Origin of the sequence: Erwinia sp. OLFS4, from assembly GCF_002752165.1 — a bacterium.
GTDB lineage: Bacteria > Pseudomonadota > Gammaproteobacteria > Enterobacterales > Enterobacteriaceae > Izhakiella.
The window spans coordinates 42,080-61,329 of sequence record NZ_MOMB01000049.1; the positions used below are offsets into that span (position 1 = coordinate 42,080).

Annotated in this window: 12 protein-coding genes, 1 tRNA gene and 2 other RNA genes; 12 read left to right on the forward strand and 3 right to left on the reverse strand. The window is 52.7% G+C overall.

Annotated elements, in window-relative coordinates; genetic code table 11:
• The first annotated feature begins 130 nt into the window (after window positions 1–130).
• The 4 genes from eptB to BL249_RS10575 all read left to right on the forward strand — a co-directional run bounded on the left by eptB (window position 131) and on the right by BL249_RS10575 (window position 2,354).
• A complete protein-coding gene (gene eptB, locus BL249_RS10560; protein ID WP_099705753.1) occupies window positions 131–1,831 on the forward strand; it encodes a kdo(2)-lipid A phosphoethanolamine 7''-transferase in 1,701 nt (566 codons plus the stop codon).
• Window positions 1,832–1,955: 124 nt separating this feature from the next.
• Window positions 1,956–2,032 (forward strand) — tRNA-Pro (locus tag BL249_RS10565).
• 33 nt (window positions 2,033–2,065) lie between these two features.
• Window positions 2,066–2,193: non-coding RNA, RtT sRNA (locus BL249_RS10570), on the forward strand.
• A 33-nt stretch (window positions 2,194–2,226) separates the two neighbouring features.
• Window positions 2,227–2,354: non-coding RNA, RtT sRNA (locus BL249_RS10575), on the forward strand.
• Between the two features lie 83 nt (window positions 2,355–2,437).
• On the opposite strand, the gene BL249_RS10580 is transcribed toward BL249_RS10575, so the two are convergent.
• Window positions 2,438–3,070 carry a DsbA family protein gene (locus BL249_RS10580; RefSeq protein WP_099705754.1) on the reverse strand — a complete coding sequence of 211 codons (633 nt, stop codon included), beginning with the start codon at window positions 3,068–3,070 and terminating at the stop codon, window positions 2,438–2,440.
• A gap of 726 nt (window positions 3,071–3,796) precedes the next feature.
• Here BL249_RS10580 and dppA point away from each other — a divergent pair.
• The 5 genes from dppA (at window position 3,797) to dppF (ending at window position 9,588) form a co-directional block, all read left to right on the forward strand.
• Window positions 3,797–5,407 carry a dipeptide ABC transporter periplasmic-binding protein DppA gene (dppA, locus tag BL249_RS10585; RefSeq protein WP_099705755.1) on the forward strand — a complete coding sequence of 537 codons (1,611 nt, stop codon included), beginning with the start codon at window positions 3,797–3,799 and terminating at the stop codon, window positions 5,405–5,407.
• Window positions 5,408–5,665: 258 nt separating this feature from the next.
• On the forward strand, window positions 5,666–6,685 hold the full coding sequence (dppB, locus tag BL249_RS10595; protein ID WP_099705757.1) for a dipeptide ABC transporter permease DppB: 1,020 nt from the start codon (window positions 5,666–5,668) through the stop codon (window positions 6,683–6,685).
• A 9-nt stretch (window positions 6,686–6,694) separates the two neighbouring features.
• The gene (gene dppC, locus BL249_RS10600) at window positions 6,695–7,600 is read left to right on the forward strand and encodes a dipeptide ABC transporter permease DppC (RefSeq protein ID WP_099705758.1); all 906 of its coding nucleotides are present in this window, start codon (window positions 6,695–6,697) and stop codon (window positions 7,598–7,600) included.
• A 10-nt stretch (window positions 7,601–7,610) separates the two neighbouring features.
• Window positions 7,611–8,594, forward strand: coding sequence for a dipeptide ABC transporter ATP-binding protein (dppD, locus tag BL249_RS10605; protein ID WP_099705759.1), 984 nt, complete (start codon window positions 7,611–7,613; stop codon window positions 8,592–8,594).
• Window positions 8,566–9,588 carry a dipeptide ABC transporter ATP-binding subunit DppF gene (dppF, locus tag BL249_RS10610; protein ID WP_099705760.1) on the forward strand — a complete coding sequence of 341 codons (1,023 nt, stop codon included), beginning with the start codon at window positions 8,566–8,568 and terminating at the stop codon, window positions 9,586–9,588. The genes dppD and dppF overlap by 29 nt, the downstream gene beginning before the upstream one ends.
• A gap of 41 nt (window positions 9,589–9,629) precedes the next feature.
• Here the strand turns inward: dppF and BL249_RS10615 are convergent, their stop codons facing one another.
• Entirely contained in the window at window positions 9,630–13,823 is a 4,194-nt protein-coding gene (locus BL249_RS10615) for a two-partner secretion domain-containing protein (RefSeq protein ID WP_099705761.1), read from the reverse strand.
• A gap of 133 nt (window positions 13,824–13,956) precedes the next feature.
• Complete coding sequence (locus tag BL249_RS10620) at window positions 13,957–15,693, reverse strand: ShlB/FhaC/HecB family hemolysin secretion/activation protein (protein ID WP_446717693.1); 1,737 nt, start codon at window positions 15,691–15,693, stop codon at window positions 13,957–13,959.
• A gap of 590 nt (window positions 15,694–16,283) precedes the next feature.
• Here BL249_RS10620 and BL249_RS10625 point away from each other — a divergent pair.
• From BL249_RS10625 to bcsQ, 3 genes are all read left to right on the forward strand, one after another.
• Window positions 16,284–17,279 (forward strand): glycosyl hydrolase family 8, encoded by a 996-nt coding sequence (locus BL249_RS10625; protein ID WP_099705762.1) that lies wholly within the window; start codon window positions 16,284–16,286, stop codon window positions 17,277–17,279.
• 399 nt (window positions 17,280–17,678) lie between these two features.
• On the forward strand, window positions 17,679–18,407 hold the full coding sequence (gene bcsO, locus BL249_RS10630; protein ID WP_099705763.1) for a cellulose biosynthesis protein BcsO: 729 nt from the start codon (window positions 17,679–17,681) through the stop codon (window positions 18,405–18,407).
• Entirely contained in the window at window positions 18,398–19,186 is a 789-nt protein-coding gene (gene bcsQ / locus BL249_RS10635) for a cellulose biosynthesis protein BcsQ (protein ID WP_099705764.1), read from the forward strand. Before bcsO ends, bcsQ begins: the two co-directional genes overlap by 10 nt.
• Window positions 19,187–19,250 lie beyond the last annotated feature (64 nt).

Consider the following 19,250-nt stretch of genomic DNA (forward strand, 5'->3'; position numbering starts at 1 on the left):
TGTTTCGGATTCCTCTCTAATCAGCAAAAAACCACCGGGTTTATCAGTGCTGACAGAACTATATCGTCACGATTCAGTCTGAAAAGTGTGTAGAAATTGTTTGTTTTTTTTCAGGCGGAACCCGGTAGTAATGAATTATATAAAATCACTGACACAGCAGAAACTCTCTGTTTTCCTGGCCTTATATATCGGTCTCCTGCTTAATCTGCCAATATTTTATCGACGCTTCGAACCGATGCTGTCACATTTCAGTTTCACAAAGTTGCTTTCGGCGGTGGTGGAGGTCAGCGCCGTCGTGCTGTTAACCTTTGCACTGATGCGCGTGATATCGCTGGGCGGCAAACTGGTTTACCGTATTCTGGCGACGATCCTGGTGCTGGTCTCGGTCGCCTCCAGCTTCTATATGACGTTTTTTAATGTGGTGATTGGCTACGGTATTGTGGCGTCGGTACTGGCAAAAGATGACCTCTCTGGTGAAGTGATTGGTTACCACTTTTATATCTGGATGGTGCTGGTGAGTGCCTTGCCGTTGGTTATGATCTGGAGTAACCACCTGCGCCTGACTTTGCTTGAACAGATACGCACCCGGGGACAGCGCTGGCGTCCGCTGTTGGTGCTGGTGCTGGCTGTCGGACTGGTGTGGTTGCCAATACGCTATCTTGACATGCACCAGTCGTCGCAGGAAACCCTGACTAACGTCGATCTGCCTAGCTATGGCGGCGTGGTAGCGCATTCGTATTTGCCTTCTAACTGGCTGGCTGCCACCGGATTGTTTGCCTATACCCGGCTGGATGAGGCGCTGAATAGCCATGAACTGCCCGACCCGGCGAAGAAATTCACCTATCAGGCACCGGCGGGGCTGGATAATAGCTATGTGGTTTTTGTCATTGGTGAGACCACCCGCTGGGACCATATGGGTATGCTGGGCTACCCGCGCGATACTACCCCTGAATTATCAAAGGAGCCGAATCTGGTGGCATTTAAAGGTCAGTCCTGCGATACCGCCACCAAGCTTTCCCTGCGTTGCATGTTTGTGCGTGAAGGGGGAACAGATGATAATCCCGGACGAACCCTGAAAAAGCAGAATGTTTTTTCGGTGCTGAAGAAGCTGGGGTTCAGTTCTGAACTGTTCGCGATGCAGAGTGAAGTCTGGTTTTATAACAACGCCGATACGGATAGCTATGCTTTCCGCGAACAGATTGGCTCTGAAAAACGTAATCAGGGTAAACCGGTTGATGACATGTTGCTGGTCCCTGAGCTCAAAGATTCAATTGAACGTCATCCTGGCGGTAAGCATTTAGTTATCTTGCATACGAAAGGATCGCATTATCTCTATTCCCGACGCTATCCCCGAAGCTTCGCCCGTTATCAGCCGGAATGCGCTGGGGTGGATGATGTCTGTAGTAAAGAGCAACTGATTAATGCTTATGACAACTCGGTGCTGTACGTCGATACAATGCTGGATAGCGTTATCGATCAGCTGCGTGATAAAAAGGCGATTGTCTTTTATGCTGCCGATCATGGTGAATCCATCAGTGACAATATGCATTTACATGGCACGCCGCGTAATATGGCGCCGCCGGAGCAGTTCCGCGTGCCGATGATAGTCTGGGTATCTGATAGCTGGCTGGCAGATGGAAACAATAAAGCGGCTTTTGAGCGGCTGAAAACGCAGCAGCAAGCCGGCGTGACTCATCGTCATGTTGAGCTGTTTGATACCATTATGGGTTGTCTGGGTTATACCTCGCCGGATGGGGGGATTAACCAGAAGAATAACTGGTGTGCCGCAGCGCCCGGCAGTCAGCCAAAACCATCGGCAAGGCAGTTGTAAATCTTGCTCCGGCCGGCGCTGTTTGCTGTTCTGGCCGGATGCGATGTGTTTCCAGGCAAACGGTGAAAAGGAGCGCAAAAAGCCTTGACGGGCCAGCCTGGCAGGCAGTAAGATTCGCCCCCATCGGTGAGTGGCGCAGCCTGGTAGCGCACTTCGTTCGGGACGAAGGGGTCGGAGGTTCGAATCCTCTCTCACCGACCAGATAAGAAAAACCTGCTTAACAAAGCAGGTTTTTTTGTATCCGGAGCAGACAGGATGAGAACCTCCGAAGGAGGTTTGAGCCGAGCGAAGCGAGACAACGTTGCCTGCAACGGCCCGAAGGGCGCGTCCCGCAGGGATGCGTCATCCTCTCTCACCGACCAGATAAGAAAAACCTGCTTAACAAAGCAGGTTTTTTTGTATCCGGAGCAGACAGGATGAGAACCTCCGAAGGAGGTTTGAGCCGAGCGAAGCGAGACAACGTTGCCTGCAACGGCCCGAAGGGCGCGTCCCGCAGGGATGCGTCATCCTCTCTCACCGACCAGACAAGAAAAACCCGCTTAACAAAGCAGGTTTTTTTGTATCCGGAGCAGCGGTAACGTCGTAGCAGGGCGGCTGGCAGCTTAATTAACCCGCTTCTTTTTTGCGCAGTTTGTTAACCAGCGCAGCAAAGGTCGCGACAAACTGATCCGGTGAGTCTGCTTTTATCTCTGCATTATTAATCAGGTAGCGGCCTTTAACGTAAACCGATGGTGTTGAGGTGACGCGGAATGCGTCCGCCAGCGCCTGCTGGCGGGCGACAAAAGCATGGACGAGCAGACTGTGGCGTGCGCTGTCATACTGCGCAGGGTTCACGCCAGCCTGCTGAAAAATAACCTTAATGTCATCGGCACTGTGCAGGCTGTGATCGCGCTGCACGGCAATAAAAAGCGGTTTTTCCACCTTGTCGGCGATGCCCATCACAGTTGCCACTGCCCAGGCTTCGCTGAGTTCATGCCCCAGTTTGCCCATTGCGCTGATATGGTATTTCGCAACCTTCTGCCCTTGTGGCAGGCTCTGGTTGATTTTATCAATCACCGGATAATCCCCGGCAAAGCGAAAACAGGGAGCGCAGTAAAAAGAGAAAAATTCTACCACTTCCGGTGCTTCTGCCACCGGTTTACTGAGGAGACTGAATGGCTGACTGCTTGCGCTGACTGTGCCCGGCAAACAGACAAAAACAAGCAGGCACAGAGTGAGCGAGATTTTTTTAAATGTCATAATTGGAAACCGGCATCCTTTGTATAGTTATTTGATTTTAAAGGTAAATAATTTGTTAATCTGTTGTATGGTTCGCATAATACCCAGTGGGTATGTAACAAAAGTTAAACGCCGGTTTTCTTTCGACGTCGCTTGTTGTCGCCGATGGCGTGATTGCGCCGTCAGATCGGCTATAGCCGTCTGTGCTGTTATCCTCCCCCGAACCGCCTGGTCACTTTATTTATAGCAGGAAAATAACTTGCCGGTAGCGCCGCAGGTTAGCAGATTGTTGGCGTTTTATTATTCATCTGTTGCGCTATTATTCGCTGGCGCGCGGCTGAATTTGCCCTTTTATTGTCTGAAAAAAGAGCAGTTAGTGGTAAACAACAATTCTTTTTTTGCGACGTGAAATGCGGGTTATTTTGCTAATCAATAAAATAATTAGCTGATAAATTGTTGTTTTAATGGCGAATGACACTGTATTTGTGGCAAAAGTGTGTGTTTATTGTTTGCTTGCTGTTTCTCACACATTGTGTAAATACTTTACAGTTGTATTGACGTTAGATGAATCTGTTGACAAATTTATCCCTTAGTGCCGGCTTGCAGACTTTTCCGAACGCCGTGATGCAATCAGAAAAACCATCGCCTGCATTGCAATTTTGCCGAACGGCATTGCGCCAGAACTCAATTAAAAAAATAACGTTCTGGCGTACGCACACAACAACACATCACATTTGGAGCATAAGCATGAGTATGACCCTGGCGAAAAAAAGGGTGCTTAAGGTGGGGCTGAGCCTGATCGCTCTGACCATTGCCGCAGGCGTCCAGGCGAAAACCCTGGTTTACTGTTCAGAAGGTTCCCCGGAAGGATTTAACCCGCAACTGTTTACCTCTGGCACCACTTTTGATGCCAGCTCGGTGCCCATCTATAACCGGTTAGTTGAATTTAAACTGGGTACCACGGAAGTGCAGCCGGGACTGGCTGAAAAATGGGACGTCAGTGATGACGGTAAGACCTACACTTTCCATTTGCGTAAAGGCGTGAAATGGCAGACCACTAAAGATTTCAAACCGACACGCGAATTTAATGCCGACGACGTGGTGTTCTCATTTGAACGTCAGCTGGATAAAAATAACAAATATCATAATGTCTCCGGCGGCAGCTATGAATACTTTGAAGGCATGGATATGCCGAAGCTGATCGGCAAAATTGAAAAAGTGGATGATTACACCGTTCGCTTTACCCTGACCCGTCCGGAAGCCCCGTTCCTTGCCGATCTTGGTATGGATTTCGCTTCAATTTTGTCGGGGGAATATGCTGACAAAATGCTGGCTGCCGGTACGCCGGAGAAGTTAGATCTCAATCCGGTTGGTACCGGTCCTTTCCAGCTGCTGCAGTATCAGAAAGACTCGCGCATTCTCTATCAGGCGAATAAGAACTACTGGGGCACGAAGCCGAAGATTGACCGCCTGGTGTTCTCCATTACTCCTGACGCCTCCGTGCGCTATGCCAAGTTGCAAAAGGGTGAGTGTCAGGTGATGCCTTTCCCGAATCCGGCCGATTTGGCCAGCATGAAGCAGGATAAAAATATTAATCTGATGGCGCAGCCTGGGCTGAACGTCGGCTATCTGGCTTACAACACCGAAAAGAAACCGCTGGATAACGTTAAGGTGCGTCAGGCACTGACGCTGGCCGTTAATAAGAAAGCCATTATTGATGCGGTTTATCATGGTGCCGGCGTGGCAGCAAAAAATCTGATTCCGCCAACTATGTGGAGTTACAACGACGCAGTACAGGACTATCCTTACGACCCGGCCAAAGCCAAAGCACTGTTAAAAGAAGCGGGCCTGCCGGATGGTTTTACTATCGATTTGTGGGCGATGCCGGTTCAGCGTCCTTACAACCCGAATGCCCGTCGTATGGCGGAGCTGATTCAGGCTGACTGGGCAAAAATTGGCGTAAAAGCGAAGATTGTTACCTTTGAGTGGGGTGAATACCTCAAGCGCGCGAAAGCCGGCGAACATCAGACGGTGATGATGGGCTGGACCGGCGATAATGGCGATCCGGACAACTTCTTTGCCACCCTGTTCAGCTGTGCGGCGGCGAAAGACGGTTCTAACTATGCCCGCTGGTGTGATAAATCGTTTGAAGACCTGATCCAGCCAGCCCGTTCTGAAGCTGACCACAATAAGCGTATTGAGTATTACAAACAGGCGCAGGTGTTGATGCACGATCAGGCGCCGGCGCTGATTATCGCCCACTCAACGGTCTATGAACCAGTCAGTAAAAAAGTGACCGGTTATGTGGTGGATCCATTAGGTAAGCATCACTTCGATAACGTCGACATTCAGGAATAACAATAAGGGCCAGCACTGACTGGCCCGGTCGGCATTTCCCACAGGCGGGTACTGCCCGCCGACAGGCGGCAGCGACGCGGCCTGGCTGCGGCCGCTACCGGTCTGGCGGATTCGGTGGCGGTATGCGGTTGACATTTCCTGGGAATAAAAAGGTAAAGGCGCAGTTTTCCTGCGTCGCGATTGGCTTCACCCGATTGCAAGATGTGAGCAAAAGCGCCTGAGGTTACGCTCAGCAGCGTACAGAAGAGAATCCGGAATATGTTGCAGTTCATACTCCGACGTCTGGGGCTTGTCATCCCGACGTTTATTGGTATCACCTTGTTAACCTTCGCGTTTGTCCATATGATCCCCGGCGATCCGGTGATGATTATGGCCGGAGAACGCGGAATTACACCCGAACGACACGCTCAGCTGATGGCCGCGCTCGGCCTGGATAAGCCCTTGTGGCAGCAATATCTCAGCTATATCAATGGTATTTTACATGGCGATCTCGGCCTGTCGCTGAAAAGCCGCATTCCGGTCTGGCAGGAGTTTGTGCCGCGCTTCAAAGCAACCCTGGAGCTGGGTATCTGCGGCATGATTTTTGCCGTAGCGGTGGGAATTCCGGTAGGCGTGCTGGCGGCGGTAAAACGTGGCTCGATATTTGACCATACCGCCGTTGGCCTGGCGCTGACCGGCTATTCCATGCCGATTTTCTGGTGGGGCATGATGCTTATTATGCTGGTTTCAGTCCAGCTGAACCTGACCCCGGTTTCTGGTCGCATCAGCGATACCGTATTTCTGGATGATAGTCAGCCACTCACCGGTTTTATGCTGATTGATACTCTGATCTGGGGAGAGCCGGGCGACTTTAAAGATGCAGTAATGCATATGCTGTTGCCTGCCATTGTGCTGGGCACCATTCCACTGGCGGTGATCGTGCGGATGACGCGCTCTTCAATGCTGGAAGTGCTGGGTGAGGATTACATTCGTACCGCACGAGCTAAAGGGCTGACGCGTCTGCGCGTCATCGTGGTGCACGCGCTGCGCAATGCTATGTTACCGGTAGTAACGGTCATTGGTTTACAGGTCGGTACCCTGCTGGCGGGCGCTATTCTCACCGAAACGATCTTCTCCTGGCCGGGCCTCGGGCGCTGGCTGATTGAAGGGTTGCAGCGTCGCGATTATCCGGTGGTGCAAGGGGGGGTATTGCTGGTAGCGACCCTGATTATTCTGGTCAACCTGCTGGTTGATCTGCTGTATGGCGTGGTTAACCCACGCATTCGTCATAAAAAATAAGGGGGGCGCATGTCTTTTCAGGTCACTCCGGAGAGCCTTAGCGTCGCTCCGGCCCCTATGACTCCGCTTGAGGAGTTCTGGCACTATTTTAAACGTAACAAAGGTGCGGTAATTGGCCTCGCGTACGTTGTTATTATGATTCTGATTGCACTGCTGGCTGGCTGGCTGGCTCCCCATAGCCCAGCAGAGCAATTTCGTGATTCGCTGTTGCATCCGCCGGTGTGGCAGGATGGTGGCAGCTGGACGTTTATCCTTGGTACTGATGATGTAGGCCGCGATGTGCTGTCGCGTCTGATGTATGGCGCCCGGCTGTCACTGCTGGTTGGTTGTCTGGTGGTGGTACTGTCGCTGATCCTTGGGGTGATCTTTGGCCTGCTGGCTGGTTATGTCGGAGGTGCCGTGGACGCTACCATCATGCGGCTGGTCGATATTATGCTGGCGCTGCCGAGCCTGCTACTGGCGCTGGTGCTGGTGGCCATTTTTGGCCCGTCAATAGTCAATGCTTCGATTGCTCTGACCTTTGTAGCGTTGCCGCACTATGTGCGTCTGACGCGGGCGGCGGTACTGGTGGAAGTGAACCGTGATTACGTCACTGCATCCAGCGTAGCGGGTGCCGGCGCGTTGCGCCAGATGTTCGTTAATATTTTGCCAAACTGCCTGGCACCACTGATCGTGCAGGCATCGCTGGGTTTCTCTAATGCCATTCTCGATATGGCCGCGCTCGGCTTTCTGGGGATGGGTGCACAGCCGCCGACGCCGGAATGGGGCACCATGCTTTCAGACGTTTTACAGTACGCGCAAAGCGCCTGGTGGGTAGTGACGTTCCCAGGGGTAGCTATTCTATTGACGGTACTGGCATTTAACCTGATGGGCGACGGTTTACGTGACGCCCTCGATCCGAAACTCAAGCAGTAAGAGGCCACCGATGGCGTTATTAAATGTAAACAAGCTTTCGGTGCATTTTGGCGATGAAAAAGCACCGTTCCGCGCCGTAGACCGTATCAGCTATCAGGTTGAGCAGGGCGAAGTGGTTGGCATTGTCGGCGAATCGGGTTCCGGGAAATCGGTCAGTTCGCTGGCTATCATGGGATTAATCGATTATCCCGGTAAGGTGATGGCGGAAAACCTCGAGTTTAATCATAGCGACCTGAAAAATATTTCTGAAAAGCGGCGCCGTCAGCTGGTGGGTTCTGAAGTTGCGATGATTTTTCAGGACCCCATGACCAGCCTCAATCCTTGTTACACCGTTGGCTACCAGATCATGGAAGCCATTAAAGTGCATCAGGGCGGTAACCGCCGCACCCGTCGTCAGCGGGCGATTGATTTGCTAACCCAGGTGGGTATTCCTGACCCGGCTTCGCGACTGGATGTGTATCCGCACCAGCTTTCCGGTGGCATGAGCCAGCGCGTGATGATTGCCATGGCGATCGCCTGTCGGCCGAAATTGCTGATTGCCGATGAACCGACCACGGCACTGGACGTGACGATTCAGGCACAGATTATCGAGCTATTACTTGATTTACAGCGTCAGGAAAATATGGCGCTGATTCTGATTACCCACGATCTGGCACTGGTTGCAGAAGCCGCCCAGCACATTATTGTGATGTATGCAGGTCAGGTGGTGGAAAGCGGCAAAGCGGCGGATATTTTCAGCGCGCCGCGCCATCCCTACACCCAGGCACTGCTGCGGGCGCTGCCGGAGTTCGCTGCAGATAAGGCACGCCTGGCTTCATTGCCGGGGGTGGTACCCGGCAAATACGATCGTCCGTCAGGCTGTCTGCTTAACCCACGCTGTCCCTATGCCAGCGATCGCTGCCGTGTGGAAGAGCTGGCGTTACGTGATATCGCTGGCCGTCAGTCGAAATGCCATTTCCCACTGGATGATATCGGGAGACCCACCTGTGCCTGAACAGAACAATGCATCCCTGCTGCTGCAGGCGATTGATTTAAAAAAACATTATCCGGTTAAATCCGGTATGTTTGCCCCCGAACGTCTGGTTAAAGCGCTGGATGGTGTTTCTTTCGATCTTGAACGCGGGAAAACCCTGGCGGTAGTGGGTGAGTCTGGCTGCGGTAAGTCGACGCTGGGCCGTTTGCTGACCATGATCGAAACCCCGACCGAAGGGCAGCTTTACTGGCAAGGGCAGGATTTGCTCAAACGCGATCCGCAGGCGCAGAAGCTGCGCCGCCAGAAAATTCAGATTATTTTTCAGAATCCTTACGGCTCGCTGAATCCCCGCAAAAAAATTGGCCAGATCCTCGAAGAGCCGTTAAAAATTAATACCGCCCTCAGCCACGCGGAGCGCAAAGAGAAAGCGCTGGAGATGATGGCAAAGGTTGGTCTGAAAACCGAGCACTATGATCGTTATCCGCATATGTTCTCCGGTGGTCAGCGTCAGCGTATTGCCATCGCCCGTGGGCTGATGCTCGATCCTGATGTATTAATAGCGGATGAACCGGTCTCAGCGCTGGACGTGTCGGTACGTGCTCAGGTGCTGAATCTGATGATGGATTTACAGCAGGATATGGGGCTTTCTTATGTCTTTATCTCGCATGATTTGTCGGTGGTGGAACATATTGCCGATGATGTGATGGTTATGTACCTTGGGCGCTGCGTGGAGAAAGCCAGCAAACAAGCGCTGTTTGCCAATCCGCGTCATCCTTACACTCAGGCGCTATTGTCAGCCACGCCACGTCTTAATCCGCACGACCGTCGCGAGCGTATAAAACTCACCGGCGAGCTGCCGAGTCCGTTAAATCCGCCACCGGGATGTGCATTTAACGCCCGCTGCCGGCGTCGTTTTACCACCTGCACTCAGTTTCAGCCGCGGCTGAAAGAGTATGCAGACCAGCAGATTGCCTGTTTTGCCGTTGATCAGGACGAAGGCCAGCAGCTGCTCTGAGATAAAAAACCGGCCTGTGGCGGCCGGTTTTACTGCTGTTTTTAGCGTTGACTATCGGACTTAACATCAAGTCTGACCAGCTTATTCGCCCCCAGGTTGCCGTTGTTATCAAGCTCTGCCTGATTGACCTTAAGATAAACCTGTGGAACCAGCACTTTCTGCCAGCTACCATCGGCTAAGCGGACCTTTTTTTCTACCATCCACACAATATCTGAAGTGAGCTGTGCCATCTGTTTTGCGCTCAGCGCAACGCCAGGCTGTAGCCGGTGCTGCTGTGAAAAACGGATACCGGCATCCATTAGCGCTTTAAACTGCTCTTCGTCATTTTTGTAACCGGCTAACAGCTGATGACCAGTGAGTGCGATTAACTGATTACGTACCAGATTCTGTTGATAGTAACCCTCGCTCAGGCGTTTATGCACATTACCCGGATCGCTGACAAACTGTTTCATCATGTAGTCACTGCTCAGCCAGCGTTTTTCATCAGTAAAGCCGGGATCGGTTTCCACCACATAGTGGGCAGAAGAGGCCGGCGGTGTGATAAACAGATCATCGTCAGGCAACCGTGTTTCTATGCCGGCGGGTTTAATCACCTCATCAGGACCGGCGCCTTGCACATGGGCTGGCGGGCTGATTTCCCAACGTTGTCCGGCGGGGATCACCACCGGCGGGTTATCGCTGTAGGAGGGGCCGATATCGGGAACATGATCGCCGGGCTTCGCGGCGTCCGGGTTGTGACTTTGCCACACCAGCGTATCCAGCGAAAACGAATGCGATTCTGGCGTCGGATTGTAGTCGCTGGTTGTCGTCCCCTGTGATGCCGAAGCCTGACCGACCCAGCGCGAATCATCCCGGGCAAACCAGTGGGTTTGCGTGCCACTCTCTGTCACCACCCTGACGCCATGGGTTTCTTCATTATTCAGATTACCTAAGGTGCCGTCAAAACTGCCGCCGGCAATGACATGACTGTCGCTGTTGTGGATGTTTTTGCTGTTAAACGTGATATCGCCGCCGGCGGCTATCAGCCCAGGATCACTCGACCTGAGCCGGGTAACGTCGGTGGTGCGTGTATAGTTGTATTCGTAAAAATCATTACTGCTGGACCCGTCCGGCATCGATGCTGTATGAATGCCATCTTTATCGACCTGGCTGATGTCTACCCGGCTCCAGTCATAACGCCGGCCGGATCCGGATAGCCTCGCTTCATGATAATAGGAGTGGCTGCTTGAGGTGCTCAGTTCCAGCTTGTTATTGAGATTGTTAATCTGCGCCATGCTAAGTTGCAGATGGTCGCCGGCCTGAATCGTGGCGCCCCGGTTGGTTAGCGTAATACCGCGTCCGATTGCCTGCCAGGCAGTGTCCAGACTGGCTCCCATTGCGATATTACTTACGCTGTAAATCAGGGAGTGACCAAGGTTACTGAGTGTATTGACGCCAATATCCAGGCGGTTGCGGGCGGCAAGGGTCGCGCTGCGTTCATCTTCAGCCTGATTAGTTAAGCTGTCGGCGGAGAGCGCAATGTGATCGCCGTACAGGCGTCCGCCGCTATTGATAATATTTGCTGCGTTAATATGCGTCAGCTGGCCATCAATCAGTCCACGATTCGTTGCGTCGCCGCTCAGTAGCAGATGCGCGTGTTCGGCGCGTATTTCACCGGTTTGCTGGTTATCCAGCGTCTGTGCGTTCAGCGTCAGCGCTTTACCGGCATGGAGTACGCCGCTGTTGGTGACCGTCCCGCCGCTCTCTATCGCAAGTGATCCGGCGGCTTTGACTTGCGCCTGATTATCAAAATTCTGCTGCAATTTTACCTGAATATCGTTATTTGCCAGCAGGTTGCCATTACCACTGAGTGCCAGGGCCTCGACCGTCAGATTTCTACCGGCTGCCAGATTACCCTGATGATTATTGATAGTCAGCGCGCTGGCACCCTGTATCCCAAGGTCTGTTCCGGCGCGGATCAGGCCTTGCTGATTGTTCAGGCTATCAGCACGCAAGTCCAGACGGGATAAGGCGTTAATTTCACCCTGCTGATTATTCACTTCGCTGCCGGCAAAGTTCAGCGTAAGGTTTTGCGCCCCCAGCAGGCCAGACTGATTATTGAAACCGCCACCGCTGATCAGCGCCTCGTGGTTGGTTAAAATCTGACCCTGGTGATTAAGCAGCTGCCGGGCAGCATGCAGACGGAGGTTACCGTTACTGGCGGTAATTTCACCACTATCCCGATTATCCAGGCTATCGGCGCTCAGGATAATATTGCGCGCTGCCGCCAGCTGACCATGGCGGTTATCCAGCTGCCCGGATATGCGGCCGCTCAGGCTGCCGTTTTCACTGCTGGCTATCCTGCCATACTGATTATCAAGCTGTGCGCTATTCAGGGTAATGTCGCCATTGGAAAGCAACGCACCATACTGGTTATCCAGTGTTTGTCGGGTGGTGATCGCCATGCTTCCCGGACTAAACTGTTTCATCTCGCCATGGCGATGAGACAGCGAGCCGGTTTCTATATCGATTGCTGCCGCCGTGGTTTGCGCATTGTCGAGCTGCAGGATATCGCCACGATAAACCAGCTTGCCGCCGGTTTGTAAGCGACCGTGTTCACCCTGCATCCGCGGACTGTTAATGTGCAGCTCGCCTTTACCCGCATGGCTAATATTGCCTGCTCTGTTATTTATTTCTGCCGCGCTCAGCGTCAGATTATGGCTATTGGTAGCCAGGGTTCCATGCTGGTTATTCAGTGTGCTGGCCAGGGTGATATTCAGGTCATCATCGCCGGTCTGTTGCACTGTTCCTGCACGGTTGGAGAGACTATTTGCAGCGATTGTAAGCTTACTGGCGGATAACGTGCCGCGATCATTATTCAGTCGATCACTATTTTTCAGCACCAGATTCTGGTCGGCCAGCACGCTGGCACCGTCTGTACGCAGATCGGCACCGTTAGCATCGGCGCTGATATTTTTTGCCATGGTTAAACTGTCCGCCAGGGTGACGCCTTTACCGCTAAGGATGATTTTGCCGCCTGATAAATTTTGTCCTCTGGCACTCAACGCTTCACGACTACTGAGGATCATTTCCCCCTCGCTTAGCGGAGCGCCTTTCTGTTTCAGCCCGGCCACCAGGCGGCTGCTGTGGCTGCTGTGAATGCGCTGTGCCTGGGCGATCAGTTTGCTGCCGGCACTCAGCGAGCCGCTATTGTCGAGATCGGCGTGTGAATGTATTGCCAGCTGTTTGCTGGCGTAAACGGTGCCGCTATTTTTTATACTGCCGTCGGCGGTCAGAATAATGTTACCGGCTAACGCGCCGATTTCGCCGGCATTATTTACTCCGACACCGCGTTCAGTACCAATCATGCGGATTTTACCGGCGTACATACCGCCGAGGCTGGAGACGTCGAGCGCCATTTTCGGCTTTGCCGAACCATCATTCTGTAAGGCTTTAATTCTCTGGTTAGCCGCGTCGACCTGATTACGTCCGGTAGTGATACGCAGGTCACTGGCCATCAGGTGGGCATTTATTTTGACCGAGCGTGCAATAATATCGGTATAGTCCTGCCTGCTGCTGTCCATACCTGCGCCTTCTATGGCGATGCCACCCCGTTCGACCTGGTAGCCGAGTAGTTTGCCGTTTTGTAGCAGGGGTTGACCGGTAGTGAGGGTTGCGCGATTGGCATTAATAAAGCCACAGCCGTTACAGGTGATACCCGCCGGATTCGCAATAATGACTTCTGCCTTACGGCCGGCAACTTCGATAAAACCATTTAACCGGCTGGGATCGCGTGAATTAACTTCATTGAGGATGATGCGGGCTTCGCTTTTGGCCAGCCACGGATTTTTGGCTACCATACCGGCAAGTTCGGTGCGGACGTTCTTATGTGAGTTATTCAGGATCATGCCACGTTGTCCGACATCGAACTGACTGAACCGATTGTGCGACACGCCGGCGGCGCTGGGCGCCTGTATATTGACCTGGGGTATGCCGTTGGCGCTGTTAATAATGGTTGGCTGCTGGCTGCCCGGAGCGGCACCGTTAGCGACAACCCCTGCCTGCACCTGGCTGATTGCACCTGCTGCCAGCAGCAAGGCAAAACTGACTGACGTAAGGCGGCTGATCAGGGTTTTGCTTCGGTTTTTACCTGTTATCGCCGGCGCGCTGCGCTGGCAGACCCGGGCGGTCTCTGCCACCACCATCAGCTGGCTGCGGGCTTTGTTGAAAATCACGCGGTAGCGGTTTTTGTTCATAATAATGTCCTTATTATTCCTGCAACATCCTTTAAAGGGCGTTGTCAGCCCCGGCTGCTGTCCAGCGCGGGGATGATTTCACACCCTGAATCCACGAGGTAAGGCACGGCGGCAATCTGATTTTGCCGGTGCGTTAGTAACTCCAGGTCAGGGTAAACCCGAGAGTCACCGGGCTGGTGCGATAGCCGGCAGGTTTGGAGACGGGCATACCGGCAAACAGGTCATAGCCGACGCGTGAAATCGCACCACGCAGGCCGAGCACACTGCCAGCCAGATGATGGCCGATGAGATTGGCATCATTGCCACCCACCTCACCATAATCGACACCAAGATAAAGCTCCTGCTGTTGCAGCGGCGTACGCCAGGCAAAATCATTACGCACGAACCAGCCCTGGCTGGCGCTAAGTGAGCGCTCACCGTCAAAGCCACGCACCGTCCAGCGATTACCGATGGCGAACTGGTCCTGAGGCGTCAGCATGGTATGACTGGTTTGCCGCAGGTACTGCACGTTATAACGAAACTGTTCATTGACCAGATTAAAGGGCAAATCAAGCTGCAGGTTGTATTGAATAATGCGACTTAAGGCGGTGGCCTCGCCGAATGATTCTTCCGGCGCATCCATCGCGCCAAACCAGCGGGTACCACGTTGATAGCTGATTCCGGCATCCAGCGTGGCGCTGCCAATATAATGGCGATGCTGCAGTCCGACACGCCAGCTTGTTGTTCTGCGGTGCTGACTTTCAATTTCGGTATCAGCAATGTAGTTACGGGATTCGCGCGCAACAAGATCAACACTGGCGCTGGTTTTCTGGCTGCCGTTACGATGCAACACACGGCTTATCTGTGCGTCGAGGTTACGGCTGGTCCCGCTGTATTGATAGTCATTATTCAACCCGGCCACCGTCTGATGATAGTGGTAATCATTGGCGGTTATCCCGAACATCCAGTAGCCAAACGGTAGCGAATAGTGGCCGAGCAGATTATGGGTACCTTTGCCTCCACCGCGGTTCAGGTCATGGCTACCGGAAATATAAAAGAGGTCGCTGAGCGAAAAAGGATTATCCAGAAACAGCGTCAGTGCCCCCTGATAATGGCCGGTTTCTTTGGTGCCGGAATCATCGACCGAGGCGGCAAGGCGCCAGATTTTTTCCTGTTTCCAGCGCAGGTCAATATCACTTTCACCGGGCTTACTGCCGGGTACGATCTCCATTTCGGCCTGGACGGTGGGCAGACGCTGCAGATTTTCCAGTCCTTGTTCAATATCCCGCAGATCCAGCAGGTTGCCTTCATGTGCCGGGAAGGCGCTGTAAAGCGTGACCCAGCTTCCGCTATCTGCGGTAGTACCAACGTGGCGGATAGTGCCGGGTAAAATGCGTAAATGTAAGCTGCCGCTTTTAAGATTTTGTGCCGGTGCCAGTACCCGCGTAGTGACATAGCCGTGGTCAATCAGACGATTTTGCAGCTGGCGCATCAGCAGATTAATCCCTTTGACGCCAAGACACTGGCCGACGGCCTGATTGGCCAGGCGTTGCAAGGGTAACCAGTGCGGCATCGCGCTTGCCCCTTCCAGCACCACGTTATTGAGATGAAAGCAGGGTTTTTCAACCGGGAACGTCAGATGACCAAAGCTGCTGGTGCGTGGCGAAAGGCGTACATCCGGGGTTTTTGGCGTCAGCCTTTGCTCCAGGGCTTTTTGCTGTTCCTGCTGATGAATAAACTGATTATTCATCCGTTCAGCGGCGGATGAGGGATGGATTGCTGTTACTGAAGGTGGTGCGACAGGGGGAGCCGCCAATGCCAGCGCAAAAGGAGAAATAAGCAGCATCGCACAGACGATGCGCCCGACTTTTCGGTAATTCATCAATGACATTCCTTTGTAAGTTAAACTGGCCATCCTGGCCTGTCTGGTTGGGGAAGCTTAATGATTTGTCACGAAAAGATAAATAATATCCGATGATAAAAAAATATTTAAATCGATATAACAGCTTACTTAAGGTCATTTTTTTCATTGGCAGCCGTCTCAGGTTAGTCGGTTGCCGGTCAGGTCCGGTCTTGTGACCCGGCAACAGCAGCAATCTTATTTTCTTTTAATTTTTTTGCCGGTTGTGAAATGGCACTACGCCTGTTAATGAGGGCGGCGATGTCACTTTGCTGCCGGTCAGCGTTATTGGGCGCCCGACGGCCGATCTGTTGCTAAATAAACCGGTTGAAATAGCCGAAAATAAACGGCGGAGAATCGCTAACATATTCATCAGCACAGTCTGGCGTGTATTACTCCGCTCACCGACGGTTAGCCTGAAGGGGCTATTATTGTTCACTGTGCCGTTTTTTCGCCATCAGGGCTGGAAGCGAAATATAGGGTTGCCCGCGGCCGGTTTTTTTCACGTGCGACGGTAGACATTGCGCCTGTGGCGGGCGATGATCAAATCAGGCTGTGCTCACACGATTAGAGATAAATTAATGCGAAAAAACATCCTGTCCGGTTTTTTGTTAATGGTGGTCATGGTCAGTACAGCGCAGGCGGCAGAGGGATGGAGTGCCTTTAAAGCCCGTTTTATGTCAACCGAAGGCCGCATTATTGACAGCGGTAATAACAATGTCAGCCACACTGAAGGGCAGGGGTATGGCATGCTGATGGCGGTGGCATGGAACGATCGTGCCAGCTTCAGCTTACTGTGGAACTGGACGCAGAAGAACCTGAAAAATAATGACAACGGATTGTTTTACTGGCGATATGTTCCCAACGCTACGCCGCCGGTAAGCGATAAGAACAACGCCTCTGATGGTGATGTTTTGATCGCCTGGGCATTGCAGAAAGCCGGTGAAAAATGGCATGTCGATGCCTGGCTGCAGGCATCTGATGCTATTCAGCGCGCGATTATTGCGCAGAACGTTACCCGCTTTGCCGGTTATACCGTTATGTTGCCGGCGGCCCGGGGGTTTAATAAAAACAGTTATATGGTGTTAAACCCGTCCTATTTTCTGTTTTCTGCCTGGCGAGATTTTGCCCGTCGCAGCCATCTGGGCGTGTGGAATACACTGATTGCCGATGGCATGACGTTACTGGAAAAAATGCGTTTTGGTGATGCCGGCCTGCCGGTGGACTGGGTGGCACTGAATGCTGACGGCAGCGTCGCACCCGCGAGCGGTTGGCCACCTCGCTTCAGTTATGATGCCGTGCGTATTCCTTTGAATCTTTATGCTTATGATGCCAGCAGCCTGCGCCTGGTGCCGTTTCAGCACTTCTGGATGCAGTTTCCACGTCAGCAAACTCCGGCCTGGATCGACGTACTTAACAACAATAAGTCACCCTATAATATGAATGCCGGTTTACTGGCTGTGCGTGACCTGACGCTGGGTGATAATGGCCAGCTCAGTGGCGTATTGAGTGAGGGCCAGGATTATTACACCTCCAGCCTGCAGTTGCTGGTATTAATGACACAACGTGGCCTGTGAATTTTAATGCCGGCCAGGCTGTAAAAGCCAGTGACTAACAGGCGGAGATTTAACCCCGTGATGGCAGTCATCCTGGCATGGACATATTTTTGGCTCTAATTTGCATCAATGAGCGGTGACAGTGAGATATTGCCGGGATAATATTTAATTAATGTACCTTGCTTTTTTAGGAAAAATCTTAAAAAATCGCAGTGACACCGCGCGAGGCCAAGTATTTATCCTGATAATAAAACGGATTATTTTTCACTTAGTGGGTATATCACGGCTATTATTATTGAAAATAACTATAAAGAAAAATAGCGGTAAAAAGTGAGTTTTTCCCTTAAGTTACCAGCAGACAGGCGGGATACACATGGGCCTATTACCATCATCCGATATCAGTTGTGCGCGATTATTCCTATGAAAAATTATGATGATCTTCAGCGATTTAAAGAAAAAACGCAGACAAATCATATTCAATTTAAGGATATGTCAGATCAATTGCTAAAAAGAAATCGCGGTGCTGACTGGGTCATCATCCGCCAGCTGACACAGCCTGGCGAAGGCCGCATGCTGGAAAACGCGGCCTCGGTAACGCATGCGCCACCCCAGGCGGTAGACCCTACCCTTTTTGCCCGGCAAGGGCCGTCTTCGCCGGCGCAGGATCCTGCGCCGCAGTCAGCCAGTATCCCAGCCCCCACCTCTGCGATGAGCGGTATTTCTGTCGGCGGTTTACTTAATGCTTTATCGGCGATTGCCCCTGCCAGTGCGGCGCCTTCACCCGCTGCGCATAATCCGGTACAGGCGACGCCGTCAGCATTATCGAGTTCCGGCCCATTGGCGGGTCCGGGCGCCGTTGTTCATCCTGCCGCGGCGGTACAGGCGGCACCGTCGGCATTATTTAACGCCGGTACATTGCCGACAGCAGGGGCGTTCAAGGCTGCGCCCGCTGCAGATAGCCCGGATAGCCGTGTGGCCACCGGGATGGCGGATTTTCTCCGCAGCACACCGCCGCCTGCTGCGCCGACGGCGAATCGCCCTCATCAAGGGACGTTTCGCCAGCTATTTAGCGCACAGTCTGGTAGCGCCCCGGATAGCAAGGATGTATTGCTGCAACCTCTGCTGGAGAAAATTGCTTCATGCCGTTAGTGTGTATTTGTTCTCCAAAAGGTGGGGTAGGAAAAACGACGCTGACGGCCAATCTGGCTTTCAGCCTGGCGCGTTCAGGCATCAAGGTGCTGGCGATTGATTTTGACGTACAGAATGCGCTGCGGCTGCATTTTGGCGTACCGCTGACGGACGGACGCGGCTATGTTGCTCAGTCGGCACACAGTGCGGACTGGAGTCAGTCGGTGCTGACCACCGGAAGTAACATTTTTGTATTGCCTTATGGCGATGCGACTGAAGAACAGCGCATTGCCTTTGAGCATAACCTGATGCACGACCCGCAATTTTTGCTGCGCGGGCTTAATACATTACTGAATTATCCGGGACTGGTGATTATTGCCGATTTCCCTCCCGGGCCAGGGCCGGCGCTGAAAGCAGCCAGCGCGCTGGCCGATTTGCACCTGATTACGTTACTGGCGGATACCGCGTCGGTCTCTTTGTTGCCGCAAATTGAAAATCAGCGTCTGACTGGCAGCACGCTCAATCAGCGGCTCGGATACTATTTTTTACTGAATCAGAGCGACAACCGCCGCAATATCAGTCGTGATGTGACCGCTTTTATGGAGCAGCGGCTTGGTGAGCGGTTGCTTGGGGTGATACACCGTGATGAGAGCGTGGCAGAAGCCAATGCGTCGCAGCAGTCGATATTTGATTTCAGCCCGGTTTCTGCTGCCGCCTTTGATATTGAACTGATAGGAAAAAAAGTGGCCAGCCTGCTGAATGTTCAGGTTGGTACCGGCGAGGTTTATACGCCGGTATAACGCTTAAATGATGTATCCCACGGGAGCCGCCAGCGGGAGAGACCTGTTAACGACGTCGCCTGGG